The following is a 16,628-nucleotide window of genomic DNA, read 5'->3' as shown; positions in this document are numbered from 1 at the left end:
CCATGCCCGCCCGCCCCCGCCTGCTGTACGTGACCGATCTGGCTTATCCGGCGCGCGGGCGGCGCTACTGCGACGAGGACATCGACCTGTCGTCCCGGTTGCGCGCGGACTTCGACATCGCCCTGTGCCACCCGCTGGACGCCGCCGCGCTGATGGACGGCTTCGACGCCGTCGTCGTACGCAACAGCGGACCGGTGCTGCACTACCAGCAGGCCTACGACGCCTTCCGCGCCCGGGCCGCCGCGCATGGCACCCGGGTGTACAACCCGCTGACCGGGCGGGCCGACATGGCCGGCAAGCAGTACCTGCTGGATCTGACCGAGGCCGGCTTCCCGGTCATCCCCACCGTGGACCGCCCCGAGGACCTCGGCCGGCTGCCCGAGGCGGACCGGTACGCCGTCAAGCCGACGGCCGGGGCGGACTCCATCGGCCTGGACTTCGTGCCCCGTCCCCGGCTGACGGAACTGACCTGGGGCGACATCCTGGTCCAGCCGCGCATCGACTTCCGCTACGAGGTGTCGTTCTACTACGTCGACGACGCCTTCCAGTACGCGCTGCACGCACCGGACCCCGAGCGGCGCTGGGTCCTCGAACCCTACGCCCCCACGGACGCCGATCTGGCCTTCGCCCGGCGCTTCATCGACTGGAACACGCTCGACCAGGGGATCCAGCGCGTGGACGCCTGCCGCACCCGGGACGGGGACCTGCTGCTGGTGGAGCTTGAGGACCTCAACCCCTATCTGTCGCTCGACCTGGTGCCCGGCCGCACCCGTGACGCCTTCGTCACCGCGCTGACGGCCTCCCTCCACCGATACCTGGAGCCGACGTCCCACGGGTGAGCCCGCCCAGGCCGTTCGCCCCTTCGGCTCCGCCCATGACGAAAGGGCGCGGACGGCCGCGCCCTTTCACCGTGTCCGCGGTGAGGCGGTGGGCTCAGGCCGGCCGGCGGCTCTCCAGCCGCAGCTCGACCTCGACCTCCTGGTCGCCTGCCACCGCACCCAACTGATGGACGACGAACGTCTCGTCCAGGGCTTGTCGCAGACGCTCCACCGCCCGGGGTTCGCCCTGCAGTTCGGCCTTCACGGGACCGGACAGGGACGGTGCCGACGGCGTCCCGGCGGACTCACCGGGGGACGTCGAGGTGTCGAACGTGCCGGTCCACATCGTGGGCCGGGCTCCGGAGGTCTCGTGCGGTGTGTCGTCGGCGCAGCGGTCGGATGCGAAATGCCGGCACAGTTCGGCGAACAGGCTCCCGGCGTCCGTCGGCGAGCAGTCACTGAGCACCACCTCGACCTGCGGTGTGTGCGCTACGGGCGAGTTCACGGCCGCTCCTCTCCTTCGTGGCCGACGCGTCCTTCGTAGGGCGACGCGGGTACCCCTCCCCCGGGTCTCCATGCACGACGGTAAGGCCGTGGCCACGGGTGCGCCTGTCGGGGAGCCGGCTGTGATGTGGGCCGTAAGGTCCCTGGTCAGCGATGCCCGTGAGCTATGTTGAAAGTCCGAGGCACATAAAGGAGGCGGTCCGGTGCCATCGCCGCAGCAGACACGCGCGCAGGAGTCTGCGATCACTGCGGGCAAGACGGTCCCGGAGGCGGGAGCCAGCCCGACGTCCCAGCTCAGAGAGCTGTTCGATGGTCCGCGGCTGTCCCCTGGGCATCGCCGGATCGCCCAGTATCTGATCGAGCACCTCACCGAGGCGGCCTTCCTGTCGATCACGGACCTGGCCGAGCGGGCGGGCGTCAGCCAGCCCTCGGTGACGCGTTTCGCGGCGGCCGTCGGCTTCAGCGGCTACCCGGCGCTGCGGGAGAAGCTCCAGGCCATCGCTCTGAGCAACCTCGGCACTCCCAGCACCCCCGCGGAAGCGCGCAGCAACGAGCTCCAGGCGGCCGTGGACGCCGAGATCGAGAACCTGGAGAACCTGCGCCGGGACTTCGCCGACCCGGACCAGGTGATCCGCGTGGGGCGGGCGCTGTCGGAGTCGACCCCGCTGACCGTGATGGGCCTGAGGATCTCCGGTTCGCTCGCCGAGTACTTCGCTTACGGGGCCCGGCGGATCCACCCCGACGTACGGCTGGTGACCCGCGGCGGCACCGTCGCCTATGACGCGCTGCTCCAGTCACGGGAGGCTGGCGGCACCTGGGTGCTGGCGTTCGGGATGCCCCGGCACGCCCAGGAGACCCTGACGGCGGTGCGGGTGGCGCGCAAGGCGGGGCTCAAGGTCGCGCTGATCACCGATCTGGGACTGGGGCCGCTGGCCGACGAGGCCGACGTCGTCTTCGCCACCGGCACCGGCTCGCGTTTGGTCTTCGACTCGTACGCCGCCCCCGGACTGATGGCCGCGGCCCTGCTCCAGGCCATGACCGACGCCGACCCGGAGCGGACGCAGGCCCGCCTCGACGAGTACGAGCAGATCGCCGACCAGCATCAGTTCTTCCTCAAGGACTGACGGCCGCTCCTCAAGTCTTCCTCAAGGGCCGACGGAGGCCGCGCCCGCAAGACGGGAAGAATCGCACCAAACTGCAGATGAATTTTTTCATGTCCTTGCGTATCCGCCGGTATATATAAATACTGCTCGCGGATCGTGGCCCGGGCTTCCCCTCCCGGACACGCCGTCCGGACCACCGGGGCCGTCCGCTCCTACCCACGGGCGCCGGGTGTCCGGCCGGGACCCGCCTGTCGCGGGTGTCCACGGCGGCGGCTCCGGCCCTCCCCTGGCCGGAGCCGCCCCCGAGGTGCCGCACATCCTGAGCCGACGTGACCCGGAAGCGAAGACCATGGCCTTGACGACGTACTCGCCGATCAGCTCGGACTGGCCGTGCCAGGTCAAAGCACCCGGCAGCTACGACTGGGAGCGATCGGCCGCCAAATGGCTGCGCGAACTCGTCCCCGCTCGCTACGCCAGCTACCCGGCCCTGATCCGCCACCCGGTCCTGCTCGCCCGGCATGCGCAGATCCAGGTGCAGCACGAGGTGCGGGTGGCGCGGACCGCGCTGCAGACGGCGCGGGCGGAGCTGCCCCGGCTAGGACTGCCCGAGTCGGTCATCGAGCACACCATCCGGCTCTACGCCGCCGAGCTGATGCAGCTCCAGCACATCGCGCGCAGCGTACGCGCGGTCTCCCAGGCCCTGGTGGACAGCGGCGCCGCCCGCGGCCACTGACCGCGCCCGGCACACCCGCTCCGCCGCGACCGTCCGGGCCATTCGGCCCGGCACGGGCACTGTCCGCCGCGAAGCCGGGCATCCGTAGGAGAGGACGACTCCTACGGATGCCCGGAGCTGTGCATGGACTCCATGAGCTGGACCGTGATCGCCGTCGTCGCGGTCCTCGCGGCCACACTGCTCGGCGTGGCGCTCGCGCTGTTGCTGCGGCTGGTCCGCACGCGCCGCGACCTGCGCCGCGCCGGACTGCCGACGGGGCCCCGCTGGGTCTTCTGGGGCGCGGTCCTGTATCTGGTGCTGCCGACCGATCTGCTGCCCGATCCCGTCTACCTCGACGACATCGCCGTCCTGCTGCTGGCACTGAAGTCGATGCGGTCCGCCATGCCGGTGCGGGAACTCGAGCGCCGCGACGGCGCGTTGTCCGACTGACGGGCGACGGACGAGGACATCGCCCCGGCCGTCACCCGCCACTGGCGTGACGTGCGGCCGGGGTCCCCTCCCCGGCCGCTGCCATCCGCCGGTGCCGGACGTCGGCCGCCGTATCGGATTCCGGCGGGCGCCCTCACCCCTCCTTGCCGGGCTGGTGGTTCGGCCGCCGATGAGGCGGCTGGTCCGGGGCCGGGCGCGGCTTGATGGGCGGGATGTCGCGGGTCTGCGGCTTGTCCGCGTCGAGGGTGAGCGGCTCTCCGTGGTGATGGATGGTCAGGGGGCCACCCTTCAGCAGGGTGTACGTGGCCGTGGTACGGCCGATCTCCACTCGCAGTCGGCAACCCCGCAGTTCGAGGGTGAAGGCGAGCCGGCCGAAACGCTCCGGCAGACGCGGCGCGAACGCGAACCTCTCCCCGTGGTGGCGCAGACCGCCGAAGCCCCCGACGAGTGCCATCCAGGTACCGGCCAGGGACGCGATGTGCAGGCCGTCCCGGGTGTTGTGCTCCAGGTCCTCCAGGTCCATCAGCGCGGCCTCGTGCAGATAGTCGTAGGCGAGCCGCAGATGGCCCGTCTCGGCCGCGATGACCGCCTGGCAGCAGGCGGACAGGGACGAGTCGCGCACGGTCAGAGGTTCGTAGTAGGCGAAGTTGCGTGCCTTGTGCTCCGCGTCGAAGAAGGGGCCGCACGTGTACATCGCCAGGACCAGGTCGGCCTGCTTGACCACCTGCTTGCGGTACAGGTCGAAATACGGGAAGTGCAGCAGCAGCGGGTACTGGTCGGCGCGCGTCGAGGCGAAGTCCCAGCGCTGGTAGCGGGTGAACCCGGTGTGCTGCTCGTGCACGCCCAGTTCGTCGTCGTAGGGGATGTGCATCGCCTCCGCGGCCTCCCGCCAGGCGGCGCTCTCCTCCACGTCGACGCCCAGCTCCGCGGCCCGGCGCGGATGGCGCTCGACGGCGTCGGCCGCGGCCAGCAGGTTCGCGCGGGCCATCAGGTTGGTGTACGTGTTGTCGTCGGCGATCGCGCTGTACTCGTCCGGGCCGGTCACCCCGTCGATGTGGAAGGTGCCGTGGTGGTCGTGGTGACCGAGTGAGCGCCACAACCGGGCCGTCTCCACCAGGAGTTCCACCCCGGTGTCGCGGTCGAAGCGCTCGTCGCCGGTGGCGGAGGTGTACCGGACGACCGCGTCGGCGATGTCGGCGTTCACATGGAACGCGGCGGTGCCCGCGGGCCAGTACGCCGACCCCTCCGAGCCCTCGATGGTCCGCCAGGGGAACGCCGCGCCCCGCAGGCCCAGTTGCACGGCCCGCTCCCGGGCCGCGGGCAGCGTGTTCTGCCGCCACCGCAGCGCCTCGGCGACCGCGTCCGGCGAGGTGTAGGTGAGCAGGGGCAGCACGAACATCTCGGTGTCCCAGAAGGCGTGACCGTCGTAGCCGGAGCCGGTCAGCCCCTTGGCGGGGATCGCCCGCTGCTCCGCACGGGCCCCGGCCTGGAGCACATGGAACAGGGCGAAGCGGACCGCCTGCTGGATCTGTTCGTCACCGTCGATCTCGACATCGGAACGCGCCCAGAACTCGCCCAGGTAGCCGCGCTGCTCGGCGAGGAGGGCGGACCAGCCCCCGCTTGTGGCGGCGGCCAGCGCCGCGTCCACCTGGTCGCTGACGGCGGGCAGCGAGCGGGTGCCCGACCAGCCGTAGGAGACGAACTTCTCCACGCGCAGCCGTTCGCCCGGGTCCAGCACGGTGGCGATGGTGAGGCGGGCTAGGTCCTCGCTCGCCTCGCTGTCGGTGGTGGTCGGGTCGGGGCCGCTGACGAGGTGGTCGGCGGCGGCGCCTACCCTGAGGCCGCTCCTGCGGGTGCGGTGCACCAGCCTCAGCCGGCCGCTCTTCGCGAAGTGCTCCTCCGACTCCAGCGGCGACTCGAGGACGACGGCGGCCCGCGGGTCGCCCTCACGGCCCGGGAGTTGCTCGTTGGCGACCAGCTCCGACTGCACCACGATCCGGGCCCTCGCGTCGAGGGCCTCGACCTCGTAGGCGACGGCGGCGATCGCGCGCTGGGTGAAGGACACGAGCCGGGTGGAGCGCACCCGGACCGTCGTGCCGGCCGGTGAGGTCCACTCACAGGTCCGGGTGAGCGTGCCGGCCCGCAGATCGAGGACACGCTCGTGGGAGCGCAGCCGGCCGTAGCGCAGATCGAAGGGCTCGTCGTCCACCAGCAGACGGATGATCTTTCCGTTGGTGACGTTGATGACGGTCTGCCCGGACTCCGGATAGCCGTACCCCGCCTCCGCGTACGGCAACGGATGCAACTCGTGGACGCCGTTGAGATAGGAGCCCGGCAGTCCGTGCGGCTCCCCCTCGTCGAGGTTGCCGCGCCAGCCGACATGCCCGTTGGACAGCGCGAACACCGACTCGCTCTGCGGCAGGACGTCCGGATGCAGTCCCCGCTCGCGAAGCACCCAGGGTTCGACGGCGTACGAGCTCTGCGTGATCACGAAGGCGCCCCCAGTTCCGCGAGATCCCGTACGACGACATCGGCGCCGTGTGCCCGCAGCGCGTCCGCCTGGCCGACGCGGTCCACTCCCACGACGTACCCGAAGTGCCCCGAGCGCCCGGCGTCCATGCCGGCCAGCGCGTCCTCGAAGACGGCGGCGGCCTTCGCCTCGACGCCGAGGTCCTGGGCGGCGGCGAGGAAGGTGTCGGGGTGCGGTTTGCCCGGCAGACGCCGCTCGGCGGCCACGATCCCGTCGACGCGCACGTCGAAGAGGTCCTCGGCGCCGATGGACCGCAGGACGTCGCGGCAGTTGGCGCTGGAGGAGACGACGGCCGTACGCAGTCCGGCGGCGCGCACGGCCTGGATGTAGCGGATGGTGCCGTCGTACGCCTCGACACCGCGGGTGCGGATCAGTTCCAGCAGCAGTTCGTTCTTGCGGTTGCCGAGGCCGTGGACGGTGTCCCGGTCGGCCGGGTCGTCGGGGGCGCCCTCGGGCAGCCGGATGTCGCGGGAGGCGAGGAAGGTGCGGACGCCGTCGGCGCGGGGCCGCCCGTCGACGTACTCGTCGTAGTCGGAGACCTCGTCGAAGGGGCGGTAGGACTCCCCGTCCCGTCGTCGCAGAAAATCGTCGAACGTCTGTTTCCACGCGGCCGCGTGGACGACGGCGGTCTTGGTGATGACCCCGTCGAGGTCGAAAAGGCAGGCCTGGATGCCGTCCGGAAGACCGAGCTCTGTCATAGGAGCCACCTTCCCCCATGAGGGCCGCACAGGGGGTGGTGAAGGCCACATTCCGCCGGGCGCCCACGCGTGGCCGGCGGGCTCGGGAGCCCGCACCCGTCCCGCGTGGCCTGCCTGGGGTCGCTGCCGTGGGCCGGTTCCCCACTCTCGCGTTCCCGTGCGCCCCGGTGGTCAAATGGCCTGACCCGGCCCGCCGCACCGGCGGGCTCCCCACGACCCGGCAGCGAGCGCGGACACCTATGACCTTCGACGATCTTCTGAAGCGGGCCGCGTCCCTCGGGCGCCCCGGTCGCCGTGCGATCCTCGGCATCGCCGGCAGCCCGGGCGCGGGCAAGACCACGCTCGCCGAACACCTGGTCCGGAAGCTGAACGGCGACGGGACACCGTGGGTGGCGCACGTCCCGATGGACGGTTTCCACCTGGCGGATGCGGAGCTGGACCGCCTGGGCCGCCGTGAGCGCAAGGGCGCGCCGGACACGTTCGACGCGGCCGGGTACGCGGCGCTGCTGCGGCGGTTGGGCGAGGAGACGGATGGCGAGACCGTGTACGCGCCGGGGTTCGAACGGGTGCTGGAACAGCCTCTCGCGGGCGCGATCCCGGTGCCGGCGTCGGCGCGTCTCGTCGTGACGGAGGGCAACTATCTGCTGCTGGAGACGGGCGCCTGGGCGCGGGTCAGGCCGCTGCTGGACGAGGTGTGGTTCTGCGAGATCGACGAGCCCGAACGCGTGCGGCGGCTGGTGGCCCGCCACGAGGAGTTCGGCAAGGACCACGAGACCGCGGTGGCGTGGGTGGGCGGCACGGACCAGCGCAACGCGGACCTGGTGGCAAGGACCCGGCACCGGGCGGATCTGGTGGTGCCCGCGGAGGCGTTGCCGACCGCGCCCGAACCGCCGCGGGCCAGGAGGTCCGCGGGCCGGCCGTAGGCTGCTGCCATGGGTGGGGGCATCCTGGTGCGCCGAGTTCGGGTCGCTGCCGCGCGGACGGGGCGAGGTGGTCGTCGAGGCGGACCGGCGCGAGTGGGGTGTCGTCGGCCTGCGCTGCCGACCACGGCCCCGGCCTGGCTTGACCGCTGGGGTCAGCCGTGCAGGGTGAGCCGTGGCTCGCCGTACGCGTCGCCCGCCGGGTCGCCGATCGTGGCGGTGAACGCCTCCGTGCGCACGGTCAGTCCCTGCTCGAAGTGGTCGAAGGTGGGGGCGAAGGAGCCGCCCGGGCCGTAGCGCACGGCGAAGAGGTGCAGCCCCTCCGGGGCGCCCGGGGCCGGTCCGGCCTCCAGCGCGCTGGACGCGATCAGATGGCGCCAGCCCTCGTCCGGGTTGCCGTACACACGCGGGTCGGCGGCCAGCGCGAACGCCGCCTGCTCCTGGGTGAGTTGCGAGCGCGCGTCGAAGGAGTCCGCGCCCTCGGGATGCGTCAGGCGCAGGGTGCCCGCCGATGTCACCTCGCCCTCCGCCGTCCTTCGCACCCGGTCACCGTCGTCCTTGGCGTACGGCAGCCCGGCCAGCAGATACGCCGTCCCGTCGAGGCGTTCTACGGCGACCGTGACCCACAGGCGGGTGCCGTCGGTGACATACAGGGACCGCACATGACGCAGGACGTGGTCGCGATCGACGACGGGCTGCGTGACCAGTTTGGCCGCCAGATCGGCCGCACGGACGTCCCGCACCCGGACCGCGCCCATCGGCCGGCACAGCAGAAAGCCGTCGACGACCGGGCCGAAGCCGTGCCGGCGGTCGACCGCGGCCGGCAGATAGTACGTGCCCGCCGCTTCGACCAGGGCCGGGGTCATACGGTCGTCGAAGGCCACCGAGACCGTGCCGGCCCGCAGTTGGTGGCGGACGACCGCCGCCGACGGTGCCCGGTGCCAGCGGATGGGGTCCTGGATCTGCCAGACCAGCATGAAGGCGAAGTGTCCGTCGACGCCGCCGTCCGGCTGGGCCGCATGCCGCCCCCAGCGGGTGTCGCCCCGGTAGCGGCCCAGGTCGGCGTCGACGCGCCGGCTGAAGTGGCGCAGACCCAGCACGGCCTCGAAACCGCAGTGCTGTTCGCTGTAGCGCGGACCGCCGATGTCGAAGCCGCCGTTCGTGAGGCGCGCGTCGATGTACCGGGCGAGCGTGTCGCCGTCCTCGGCGAAGACCTCCTCGCCGCTCACCCGGTGTGCCTGGGCGAGGAAGGAGAGTGAGATCGGGCCGTAGTTGTTGTCGTAGGCACCTTTGTGCTCCGACGGCAGCAGCGCGCCCCGGTCCCGCACACGGCGGGCGCGGATCTCGTCGGCGTACAGGCCGAGCGCCCGCTCGCGGACCGCCTCTCCCTGGGGGCCGGAGAGGTGGCGGGCCAGCATCAGCCCGCCGACCACACAGCCGATGGCCTGGTTGCCCGCCTCCTGCGGATTGAAGAAGGTCGCCTCGGTGAGCCACCGCCAGTAGCCGTGCGCCAGCGCCCTGAGCGCGGCGCGCTGCTCGCCGTCGAACAGCCCGTGTGCCGCGTCCAGGACGTTGACCGCCTGGAGCAGCGCCCACACCGTGCTCGGCCAGTCGCCGATCGGGTGCGCACCCGGCGCGAGGACGTAACGGGCGTACGGCAGGCCCGAGTCGCGCACGGTGAGATTGGGATAGCCGGGGTTGTCCTCGGTGAACACCCGCTCGCGCAGATGGAAGGCGAGGCTCCGGCGGGCCGCCTCGGCCGTCCTCGGGTCCCCGGTCCGCTGCCAGGCGAGCGCCAGCAACGAGGTGATGCCCAGCGAGGTGTCGCCGATGTCCTGGACCGCGCGGGGGTGTTCGAGACTGCCCTCGGGCGTCATGCGCGCCAGAGCCTGGTCCTCGACGTCGGCGAGGACGGCGTCGTAGGCCTCCGGGGTGTCCGCCAGATCGTGCAACGGTCGTCGCTGGTAAGGAAGATGCACGTCGATCAGCCCTTCCTGCCGGAGTAGCCGGTCCCTCGGCCAGATTCTTCGGGAAGACGGGAGGGCAGATGAGCACCGGGAGGAGCACGAGCGTCGGCAGGGCGAACATCACGCCCTGCGACGCCCCCGGCCGTGTGGGGGCACCGGCGCGTTCGATGCTGTGAGCCGGGCCGTCCGCCTTCGTTGCGGGGACATGTCGCGGTCGCCGGGCCCTCGCCGAGAGGACACCGCACGGCCGTGAATCTTCATGCGGGAAGCGGACCGCTATCGGGCCGTGCCGGTGTACGGCTCAGAGGCCGGCCGTACGGCAGGCGGTAGGCGCACGGTGACGGGCGTGTCGCGCGAGGGGGCACACGACACGCCCGTACCGCGTGAGCGGACACGGAGGCGTACGGCTCAGGGTGAGCGGCCGCCGTACGCCGGCCGTGTCCGCCGCCGCACCCGCTACAGCGGGGTGCGGGCCTCGAGGTCGCGGCGGGTGTCGTTGCCGTAGACGCCCGTCTCGTCGCCGCGAATGCCGTACCAGAGCTGGAAGCGGGCGACCGCCGCGGCGAGCGTGGCGTCGTAGCGGCCGTCGGTGGAGCCGTCCTGGTAGACGTCGGGAATGCGCAGCAGGCGCTTCTGCAGTTCGGTCACCTCGGGCCCGCTGTCGCCCTCACGCAGGGTGCCGGGGCCGTCGGGGTCCGCGCTCGGCTGCCGGGCGGGTGCGGAGGTGACGGGCGGCCGGGCCGGCGGGGCGTCCGCCCGGCCCGGGACGCCGTCGTCCCGCGCGCCGGGCAGCAGCAGCGCGGCGCCGAAGCCGATCAGGGCGGCCGCGGTCACCCCGACCGTGAGGGCCGCGCGACGCAGGGTGAGCCCGTCGTCGGCGGGCCGTTCGCACCGGTTCCGCATGTCTGGGGGCCGGTGGCGGGGGGCGTCCGCCACCGGGGGCAGTTCTTCCGTCGGCTCCTCGGTGGCCGTCGGCTCGACATGGACGACGATCGGTTCGTATGCGGGCTCCGGCGGCCGGGCGTCGCCGTCGCGGAGCTGTCTGACGAGTTCGGCCAGCGCCTCCGTGCGACGACGGCGCGTCACATAGGTGGGTTCCAGCACCTGGCGCCGCACCGGCTGGACCTGCTCGGGCGGTGTCGACACACTGATCTCCTTCCGTCCCCGCGGCCTTGGGCCCATCCCCGGGGGGTAGTACGTGCAGGCATGCCAAGCGGTTCACCGGTACACCACAGTGGGGAACGGCGACCACGGTTCGGCAGTGGCGAGCCCCCTCGCCCTTCATACCCCCTAGGGGTATAGTCCCTTTCCTGCATTCCGGACCGCCAGGGAGAGGGCGCCGCATGTGGGACGCGATCAGACACGCGCTGACCATCACCGGATCGATGACCTGGGAGATCACCTGGGCACTGATCCTCGGCTTCACCCTGTCGGCCGTGGTGCAGGCGGTGGTGCGCCGCTCGACGGTCGTACGGCTGCTGGGTGACGACCGGCCCCGTACGCTGACCCTGGCCGCGGGGCTCGGCGCGGCCTCGTCCTCGTGCTCGTACGCGGCGGTCGCCCTGGCGCGGTCCCTGTTCCGCAAGGGGGCCAACTTCACCGCGGCGATGGCCTTCGAGATCGCCTCCACCAATCTGGTGGTCGAACTGGGCGTCATCCTGGCCCTGTTGATGGGCTGGCAGTTCACGGTCGCGGAGTTCGTCGGCGGACCGGTGATGATCGTCGTCCTCGCCGTGCTCTTCCGTGTGCTGCTGCGCGAACGGCTGTTGCGGCAGGCCCGTGAGCAGGCCGAGCGGGGGCTGGCCGGGTCGATGGAGGGGCATGCCGCGATGGACATGTCGGTGGGCGGCGAGGGCGGCTTCCTGCGCCGGCTGCTCTCACGCGAGGGCCTCACCTCCGTGTCGCACATCTTCGTCATGGAGTGGGCGGCGATCCTGAGGGACCTGGTGGCCGGTCTGCTGATCGCCGGCGCGATCGCCGCCTGGGTGCCCGACGACTTCTGGCGGTCCTTCTTCCTGGCCGACCATCCGCTCACGGCCCGGCTCATCGGACCGCTCGTCGGACCGGTGGTGGCGATCGTGAGCTTCGTCTGCTCGATCGGCAACGTCCCGCTGGCGGTGGTGCTGTGGAAGGGTGGCATCAGCTTCGGCGGGGTGATCGCCTTCATCTACGCCGACCTGCTGATCCTGCCCATCCTGAACATCTACCGGAAGTACTACGGCGCACGCATGGCCCTGTTCCTTCTCGCCACCTTCTACACGGCGATGGTGGTCGCCGGGTATGTGGTCGAGTTCCTCCTCGGCGGCCTCGGACTGGTCCCCGACCAGGCCACCGCCAGGATCCCGCAGGAGGGCGTCAGCTGGAACTACACCACCTGGCTGAACATCGCGTTCCTGCTGCTGGCCGCCGCACTGCTCGCACGGTTCCTGCGCACCGGCGGCCCGGCGATGCTCGGCATGATGGGCGGCGCCCCCGACCATGCCGAGAACACCGAGCACAGCGGCGCGCACGAGGGCCGTCACTGAGCGGCGAGCGCCGGGGAAGCCCGCCACCGAACAGGGGCGTCTTGCCTGTTCACTTCCCCGCCGGCGCAGCGAACCCCGATGATGGGGCGATGCGACGACAGGCGTACGCCGAAGAGGACTGGACCGCGCAACCGGACCCCCTCCTGGCCCTGGCCCAGAAGGACCTGGCGTTCTACGGGCGTCAGCGGGACCGGGCCCGGCGCGAGCACTACGTCACGGAGATCGGCGCCCTGGTCGCCACGTCCTCCACGGTCGTGGCAGCCGGTCTGCACGCACCGGCCTGGCTGACCGCTCTCATCGCCGGCAGCGCCGTCTTCTTCACCGGAATGCGCCAGTTGTTCAACCCCACGCCGCGCTGGGTGCTTGCGTCGCAGTCACGTGAGACCCTGCGCCGGTCCGTCGACCGCTATCTGCTGCTTTCGCCGGCCGAACGCGACACCACCGCGAGGGCGGCACTGCACGCGGCGATCGAGGAGGTCGGCACGAACGAACTCCGCGAGTGGTCGGAGGCCCAGCACCAGCGCACGGCACCGCCCTTGCCGACCGCGGAAACCTGACGGGCCGTCGGCCGCCGCACCGCCCGGTCGCACCCCTCCGCCGTACTCGGAACGCGGCCGCCGGCGCCGTTGGCCGCGAGGCGCGGCGCGGAAGGTGGAACCCCTGCAAGCGGTGGTGGGATCTCTGAGGGTCGCCGGGTGGGGGCACCCGTCGCGCGCCCGGGTGTGTCCTGTCCTGGGAGTCTCTCTTCGGCTGACGGCCGACACATCTCATCCGCGCTCGCGGAGGTACGCCTCCAACTCGGCGGCCCCCGCCAGCATCGCCCGCCCCCGGGCGGACAGCCGGCCGCGCCAGTCACCCAGGGCGGCCTCCAGCGGTTCCAGCCCGCCGGCCGCCCGTACCTGGGCGACGAGCGGGGCGATCTGCTCCAACAGGTAGCCGCCGCGCCTGAGCTGGTGGGCCAGTCGGGCGTCCCGTACGTCGGCCTCGTCATACACGCGGTACCCGGTCCGCGGGTCGCGGCGCGGGACCACCAGTCCGGCACGCTCCCCTGCGCGCAGCGTCGCGGGCCTGATGCCGAGCTTCTCCGCCAGCGGCCCGATGAACGTGCCGTCGGGCCCGGACGCGGTGTCGGGGTGGGACGCCGCGGTGGACTCCAGGCCGCGGAGGGCGCGCTCCACGGCCTGGAGGGTCCGGCGGTCGTCGAGGAGCTGGGCGTGGCTCTCGTCGATGAAACGGAACGCCTCGTCGACCGCGCCCCGGTTCACCGCGCGCATGATCGACGTTGCCGTCGGGTGACCGTGGCCGGGCACCAGGGCAAGAAACGCGCCCAGAGCCCGCGCGTGCAGCGACGTGTAGGTGCGATAGCCGTGCGGTGTGCGACCGGCGGCCGGAAGGATGCCGGCCGCCTCGTAGTTCCTGATCGCCTGCGTGGACAGACCGTGCCCGCGCGCCAGGTCTACCGGCCTGAGCCGCTCACCGCCTTGAAGGTTTCGTCCCACGTTTCCGACGATAGCGCGGAAAAGTTTCAACCGAGAGTTCAACGATACCGTTGAAGGCATGGCGACCGACATCAAAGACACCGCCCATGCCGTCGAGGCTGCCGCCGTCATGAGGCTGCTCCCGGCCCGGCCGCGGCTGCTCGCCCTGGGCGAGCCCACGCACGGCGAGGCCACGCTGCTCGACCTGCGCAACGAACTGTTCCGGCAGCTTGTCGAGCAGGAGGGGTACCGGACGATCGCGATCGAGAGCGACTGCATGATGGGCCTGGTCGTGGACGACTACGTCACCTCGGGAACGGGCACCCTGGACGACGTCATGGAGCGCGGCTTCAGCCACGGGTGGTTCAACGCGTCCGCACCCAACCGCGAGCTGGTGCGCTGGATGCGCGCGTACAACGACGGCCGGCCCGCGTCCGAGCGGCTGCGCTTCGCCGGTTTCGACGGACCGCTGGAGATGACCGGCGCCGCGAGCCCCCGGCAGGCCCTCACTGCACTCCACGGCTACCTCTCGGCCCGGGTGGACGCGGACCTCCTCCCCTGCACCGCGGAAACGCTCGACCGCCTGCTCGGCACCGACGACCGGTGGACCAATCCCGCCGCGATGATGGACCCGGCCCAGTCCGCGGGGCGGTCGGCCGAGGCCAAGGAGCTGCGGCTGCTCGCCGACGATCTGGTGGCGCTGCTCGACCAGCAGTGGCCCCACCTGATCACGACGACCTCGCAGGACAACTGGGACCGGGCGCGCCTGTACGGGCGGACCGCGACCGGCCTGCTGCGCTACCACTACTGGATGGCCGACACCTCACCGGCCCGCATGACGCGGCTGTGCGCGCTGCGGGATGTGACGATGGCCCACAACCTCCTTGCCGTCGCCGCTCGGGGCCCGGCACTCGTCCACGCCCACAATGCCCATCTCCAGCGGGAGAAGAGCACGATGCAGATGTGGGAGGGGCCGGTGGAGTGGTGGAGCGCCGGTGCGCTGGTGAGCGCCCGGCTCGGCGAGGAGTACGCCTTCATGGCCACGGCCCTCGGCACGATCCGGCACCAGGGAGTCGGCACCCCGCCCCCGGACACCGTCGAAGGGTTCCTGTATGCGCTCCCGGAGGACCGCTGCGTCATCGACGCCCCGCGGCTGGCCACCGCCCTTGGCGACACGCGTCCCGCGCCCCGCGTGTCCCCGTATCACGGCTACTCCCCGCTCGACCCGGCCCACCTGGCCGGAGTCGACGGAATCGTGTTCGTCAAGGACGTCCCACAGATTCGGAAGCCATGATGCTCAACGAGGTGGTGCGCCGACCCGGTACGGTCGCAAGGTCACCGATCGGGACGTCACCGTCGGCGACGCTCACGTCCTAGGCTCGACCCGGTGGGGCGCGCCCGGTCCCGCTATCCCACGACCCCAGGAGTCATCCATGTCCGTTCGCCGAGTCGTGCCGAACTTTCGGCCGCGGTCGTTGCGGGAGAGCAGTGAGTTCTACGGCCGGCTGGGCCTCGAGGAGGTCATGGACCACGGGTGGATCGTGACGCTCGCCTCGCCGGCCAGTCCGGGTGCTCAGGTCGGTCTGATGACCAAGGACAGGACGGCGCCGGTCTCACCCGACGTGAGCGTCGAGGTGGACGATGTGGACGCGGTGTACGCGGTCGTGCGGGCCGGCGGTGCGGAGATCGTGCACCCCTTGCAGGACGAGGAGTGGGGTGTGCGCCGCTTCTTCGTACGGGATCCCGACGGGCGGGTGGTCAATGTGCTGAGCCACCGGTGATCTGTGGGGTCAGCCGGATGCCGACCGTGCCCTCTTCACCCCGGCGCAGTCTGCTGCCCAGGAGGGTGAGGCGGCCGAGGATGCCGTACTTGCGGGCGATCAGTCCCCGGTAGCGGGCGGTGGTGGCCCGGTCGCAGATCTCGGCGGTGGCGGGGACCTGGTCGCCGGTCGGGTTGCCGCGCAGATCGCAGGGGCCGATGAGGACGTCGGAGCGGGCCCGGATCCGCTTCACCTTCCAGGAGTCCGCGGCCGTCCAGACACCCAGCGCGTCGCCGTCCCGCACCACCCACACCGGCGTGGCGACCGCGGTGCCGTTCTTGCGGTAGCTGGTGATCAACAGGTACGTGCCCGTGCCGAGCCGGTCCAGCGAGGTTGCGTCCATGGGCGCAGTCTAGGCGTCGGCGCAGGGGGCGCCGGTACGGACGTACGCCCGTGCCGGCGCCCGATCGCGCGGATAGGCGCGTCAGGACAACTGGCCGTTGTAGTCGGGCAGCTTGAAGGTGCGCTCGGCGTGGCCGCCGACCAGGTCGGAGGTGTTGTTGCCGACGTTCGCGATGATCGTGTAACCCCGGGACTCGATCTCCGCGCGCTTGCTGGTCTTGTAGGCGCTGACCTCGTCGAAGAGGTCCGGCAGATCCCGCACGTACAGGCCGTCGACCGGGTAGCCCACGGTCTTCAGGTTCCACTTGGTCTCGGCCTCGATGATGCCGGGGCGCGCGGTGACGAAGAAGACGGACACGCCACGGGACTTCGCGTACCTGGCCAGCTGAAGGGAGGGCTGGAGCGCCGGGGTGGGCAGCTGGTACCAGGGGTGGAAGTCGGTCTCCAGCGTGGTGTTGTCGATGTCGAAGACGATCGCGAGCTTCTGCCCGGTCGCGTTCGCGGTGCGCTGTGCGACGTACGGCATCGCCTGGTCGATGACCGCCTTCACATCCGCCTGCCAGGTGGCGTAGTCGACCCCCGAGGCCTGTGCGGTGGCCACGCTCGCGGTGGTCTCGGCCGGAGCCGCGACCGCGGTCTGCGCTGCCGTGACCGTGCCGCCGATGCCCAGCGCCACGACCGCCGAGACTGCGCCGATCCGGCGCCCCACACCCCGTCCTGTCATGCCCGTCCCTTCCTTCGTGTCCCTGCATGTCAATGCG

At 71.6% G+C, this 16,628-nt stretch carries 17 protein-coding genes; 9 read left to right on the top strand and 8 right to left on the bottom strand.

The window, feature by feature from the left end; translation table 11 throughout:
• The first annotated feature begins 2 nt into the window (after positions 1 to 2).
• The gene (locus ACIP94_RS24200; RefSeq protein ID WP_402429234.1) at positions 3 to 839 is read left to right on the top strand and encodes a hypothetical protein; all 837 of its coding nucleotides are present in this window, start codon (positions 3 to 5) and stop codon (positions 837 to 839) included.
• A 94-nt stretch (positions 840 to 933) separates the two neighbouring features.
• Here ACIP94_RS24200 and ACIP94_RS24195 read toward each other — a convergent pair whose 3' ends face one another.
• A complete protein-coding gene (locus tag ACIP94_RS24195; protein WP_402429231.1) occupies positions 934 to 1,323 on the bottom strand; it encodes a hypothetical protein in 390 nt (129 codons plus the stop codon).
• 202 nt (positions 1,324 to 1,525) lie between these two features.
• Between ACIP94_RS24195 and ACIP94_RS24190 the strand changes: the two genes are divergently transcribed.
• The 3 genes from ACIP94_RS24190 (at position 1,526) to ACIP94_RS24180 (ending at position 3,587) form a co-directional block, all read left to right on the top strand.
• The gene (locus tag ACIP94_RS24190; RefSeq protein WP_402429228.1) at positions 1,526 to 2,446 is read left to right on the top strand and encodes a MurR/RpiR family transcriptional regulator; all 921 of its coding nucleotides are present in this window, start codon (positions 1,526 to 1,528) and stop codon (positions 2,444 to 2,446) included.
• A gap of 328 nt (positions 2,447 to 2,774) precedes the next feature.
• Positions 2,775 to 3,158 carry a hypothetical protein gene (locus ACIP94_RS24185; RefSeq protein ID WP_402429225.1) on the top strand — a complete coding sequence of 128 codons (384 nt, stop codon included), beginning with the start codon at positions 2,775 to 2,777 and terminating at the stop codon, positions 3,156 to 3,158.
• Between the two features lie 123 nt (positions 3,159 to 3,281).
• A complete protein-coding gene (locus ACIP94_RS24180; protein WP_402429222.1) occupies positions 3,282 to 3,587 on the top strand; it encodes a DUF1232 domain-containing protein in 306 nt (101 codons plus the stop codon).
• Between the two features lie 133 nt (positions 3,588 to 3,720).
• Here the strand turns inward: ACIP94_RS24180 and ACIP94_RS24175 are convergent, their stop codons facing one another.
• On the bottom strand, positions 3,721 to 6,078 hold the full coding sequence (locus ACIP94_RS24175) for a glycoside hydrolase family 65 protein (protein WP_402429219.1): 2,358 nt from the start codon (positions 6,076 to 6,078) through the stop codon (positions 3,721 to 3,723).
• Positions 6,075 to 6,815, bottom strand: a complete 741-nt coding sequence (locus tag ACIP94_RS24170) for a beta-phosphoglucomutase family hydrolase (protein ID WP_402429216.1) — start codon at positions 6,813 to 6,815, stop codon at positions 6,075 to 6,077. Before ACIP94_RS24170 ends, ACIP94_RS24175 begins: the two co-directional genes overlap by 4 nt.
• A gap of 17 nt (positions 6,816 to 6,832) precedes the next feature.
• On the opposite strand from ACIP94_RS24170, the gene ACIP94_RS24165 reads away from it, so the two are divergent.
• A complete protein-coding gene (locus ACIP94_RS24165) occupies positions 6,833 to 7,738 on the top strand; it encodes a nucleoside/nucleotide kinase family protein (protein ID WP_402429213.1) in 906 nt (301 codons plus the stop codon).
• A gap of 152 nt (positions 7,739 to 7,890) precedes the next feature.
• On the opposite strand, the gene ACIP94_RS24160 is transcribed toward ACIP94_RS24165, so the two are convergent.
• Complete coding sequence (locus ACIP94_RS24160; protein WP_402429211.1) at positions 7,891 to 9,714, bottom strand: hypothetical protein; 1,824 nt, start codon at positions 9,712 to 9,714, stop codon at positions 7,891 to 7,893.
• A 444-nt stretch (positions 9,715 to 10,158) separates the two neighbouring features.
• Positions 10,159 to 10,848 carry a peptidoglycan-binding protein gene (locus tag ACIP94_RS24155; protein WP_402429209.1) on the bottom strand — a complete coding sequence of 230 codons (690 nt, stop codon included), beginning with the start codon at positions 10,846 to 10,848 and terminating at the stop codon, positions 10,159 to 10,161.
• Between the two features lie 197 nt (positions 10,849 to 11,045).
• On the opposite strand from ACIP94_RS24155, the gene ACIP94_RS24150 reads away from it, so the two are divergent.
• Both ACIP94_RS24150 and ACIP94_RS24145 read left to right on the top strand, forming a co-directional pair.
• Positions 11,046 to 12,227: a permease gene (locus ACIP94_RS24150; RefSeq protein ID WP_402429205.1), complete on the top strand. Its 1,182-nt coding sequence runs from the start codon at positions 11,046 to 11,048 to the stop codon at positions 12,225 to 12,227.
• Between the two features lie 89 nt (positions 12,228 to 12,316).
• Positions 12,317 to 12,784: a DUF4231 domain-containing protein gene (locus ACIP94_RS24145; RefSeq protein WP_402429203.1), complete on the top strand. Its 468-nt coding sequence runs from the start codon at positions 12,317 to 12,319 to the stop codon at positions 12,782 to 12,784.
• Positions 12,785 to 12,994: 210 nt separating this feature from the next.
• Here the strand turns inward: ACIP94_RS24145 and ACIP94_RS24140 are convergent, their stop codons facing one another.
• A complete protein-coding gene (locus ACIP94_RS24140; RefSeq protein WP_402429200.1) occupies positions 12,995 to 13,726 on the bottom strand; it encodes a TioE family transcriptional regulator in 732 nt (243 codons plus the stop codon).
• Positions 13,727 to 13,784: 58 nt separating this feature from the next.
• On the opposite strand from ACIP94_RS24140, the gene ACIP94_RS24135 reads away from it, so the two are divergent.
• Together ACIP94_RS24135 and ACIP94_RS24130 are read left to right on the top strand one after the other, a co-directional pair.
• Positions 13,785 to 14,999 (top strand): erythromycin esterase family protein, encoded by a 1,215-nt coding sequence (locus ACIP94_RS24135; protein WP_402429198.1) that lies wholly within the window; start codon positions 13,785 to 13,787, stop codon positions 14,997 to 14,999.
• A gap of 139 nt (positions 15,000 to 15,138) precedes the next feature.
• On the top strand, positions 15,139 to 15,486 hold the full coding sequence (locus tag ACIP94_RS24130; protein WP_402429195.1) for a VOC family protein: 348 nt from the start codon (positions 15,139 to 15,141) through the stop codon (positions 15,484 to 15,486).
• Here ACIP94_RS24130 and ACIP94_RS24125 read toward each other — a convergent pair.
• Positions 15,464 to 15,868, bottom strand: a complete 405-nt coding sequence (locus ACIP94_RS24125; protein ID WP_402429192.1) for a PPOX class F420-dependent oxidoreductase — start codon at positions 15,866 to 15,868, stop codon at positions 15,464 to 15,466. The two genes, ACIP94_RS24130 and ACIP94_RS24125, sit on opposite strands and share 23 nt — an antisense overlap.
• Before the next feature lie 81 nt (positions 15,869 to 15,949).
• Entirely contained in the window at positions 15,950 to 16,591 is a 642-nt protein-coding gene (locus ACIP94_RS24120) for an HAD family acid phosphatase (protein ID WP_402429189.1), read from the bottom strand.
• Between the last annotated feature and the right edge of the window lie 37 nt (positions 16,592 to 16,628).

It is taken from the genome of Streptomyces sp. NPDC093261 (assembly GCF_044753645.1).
Lineage (GTDB): Bacteria > Actinomycetota > Actinomycetes > Streptomycetales > Streptomycetaceae > Streptomyces.
This window is presented reverse-complemented; position numbering and strand designations above follow the sequence as displayed.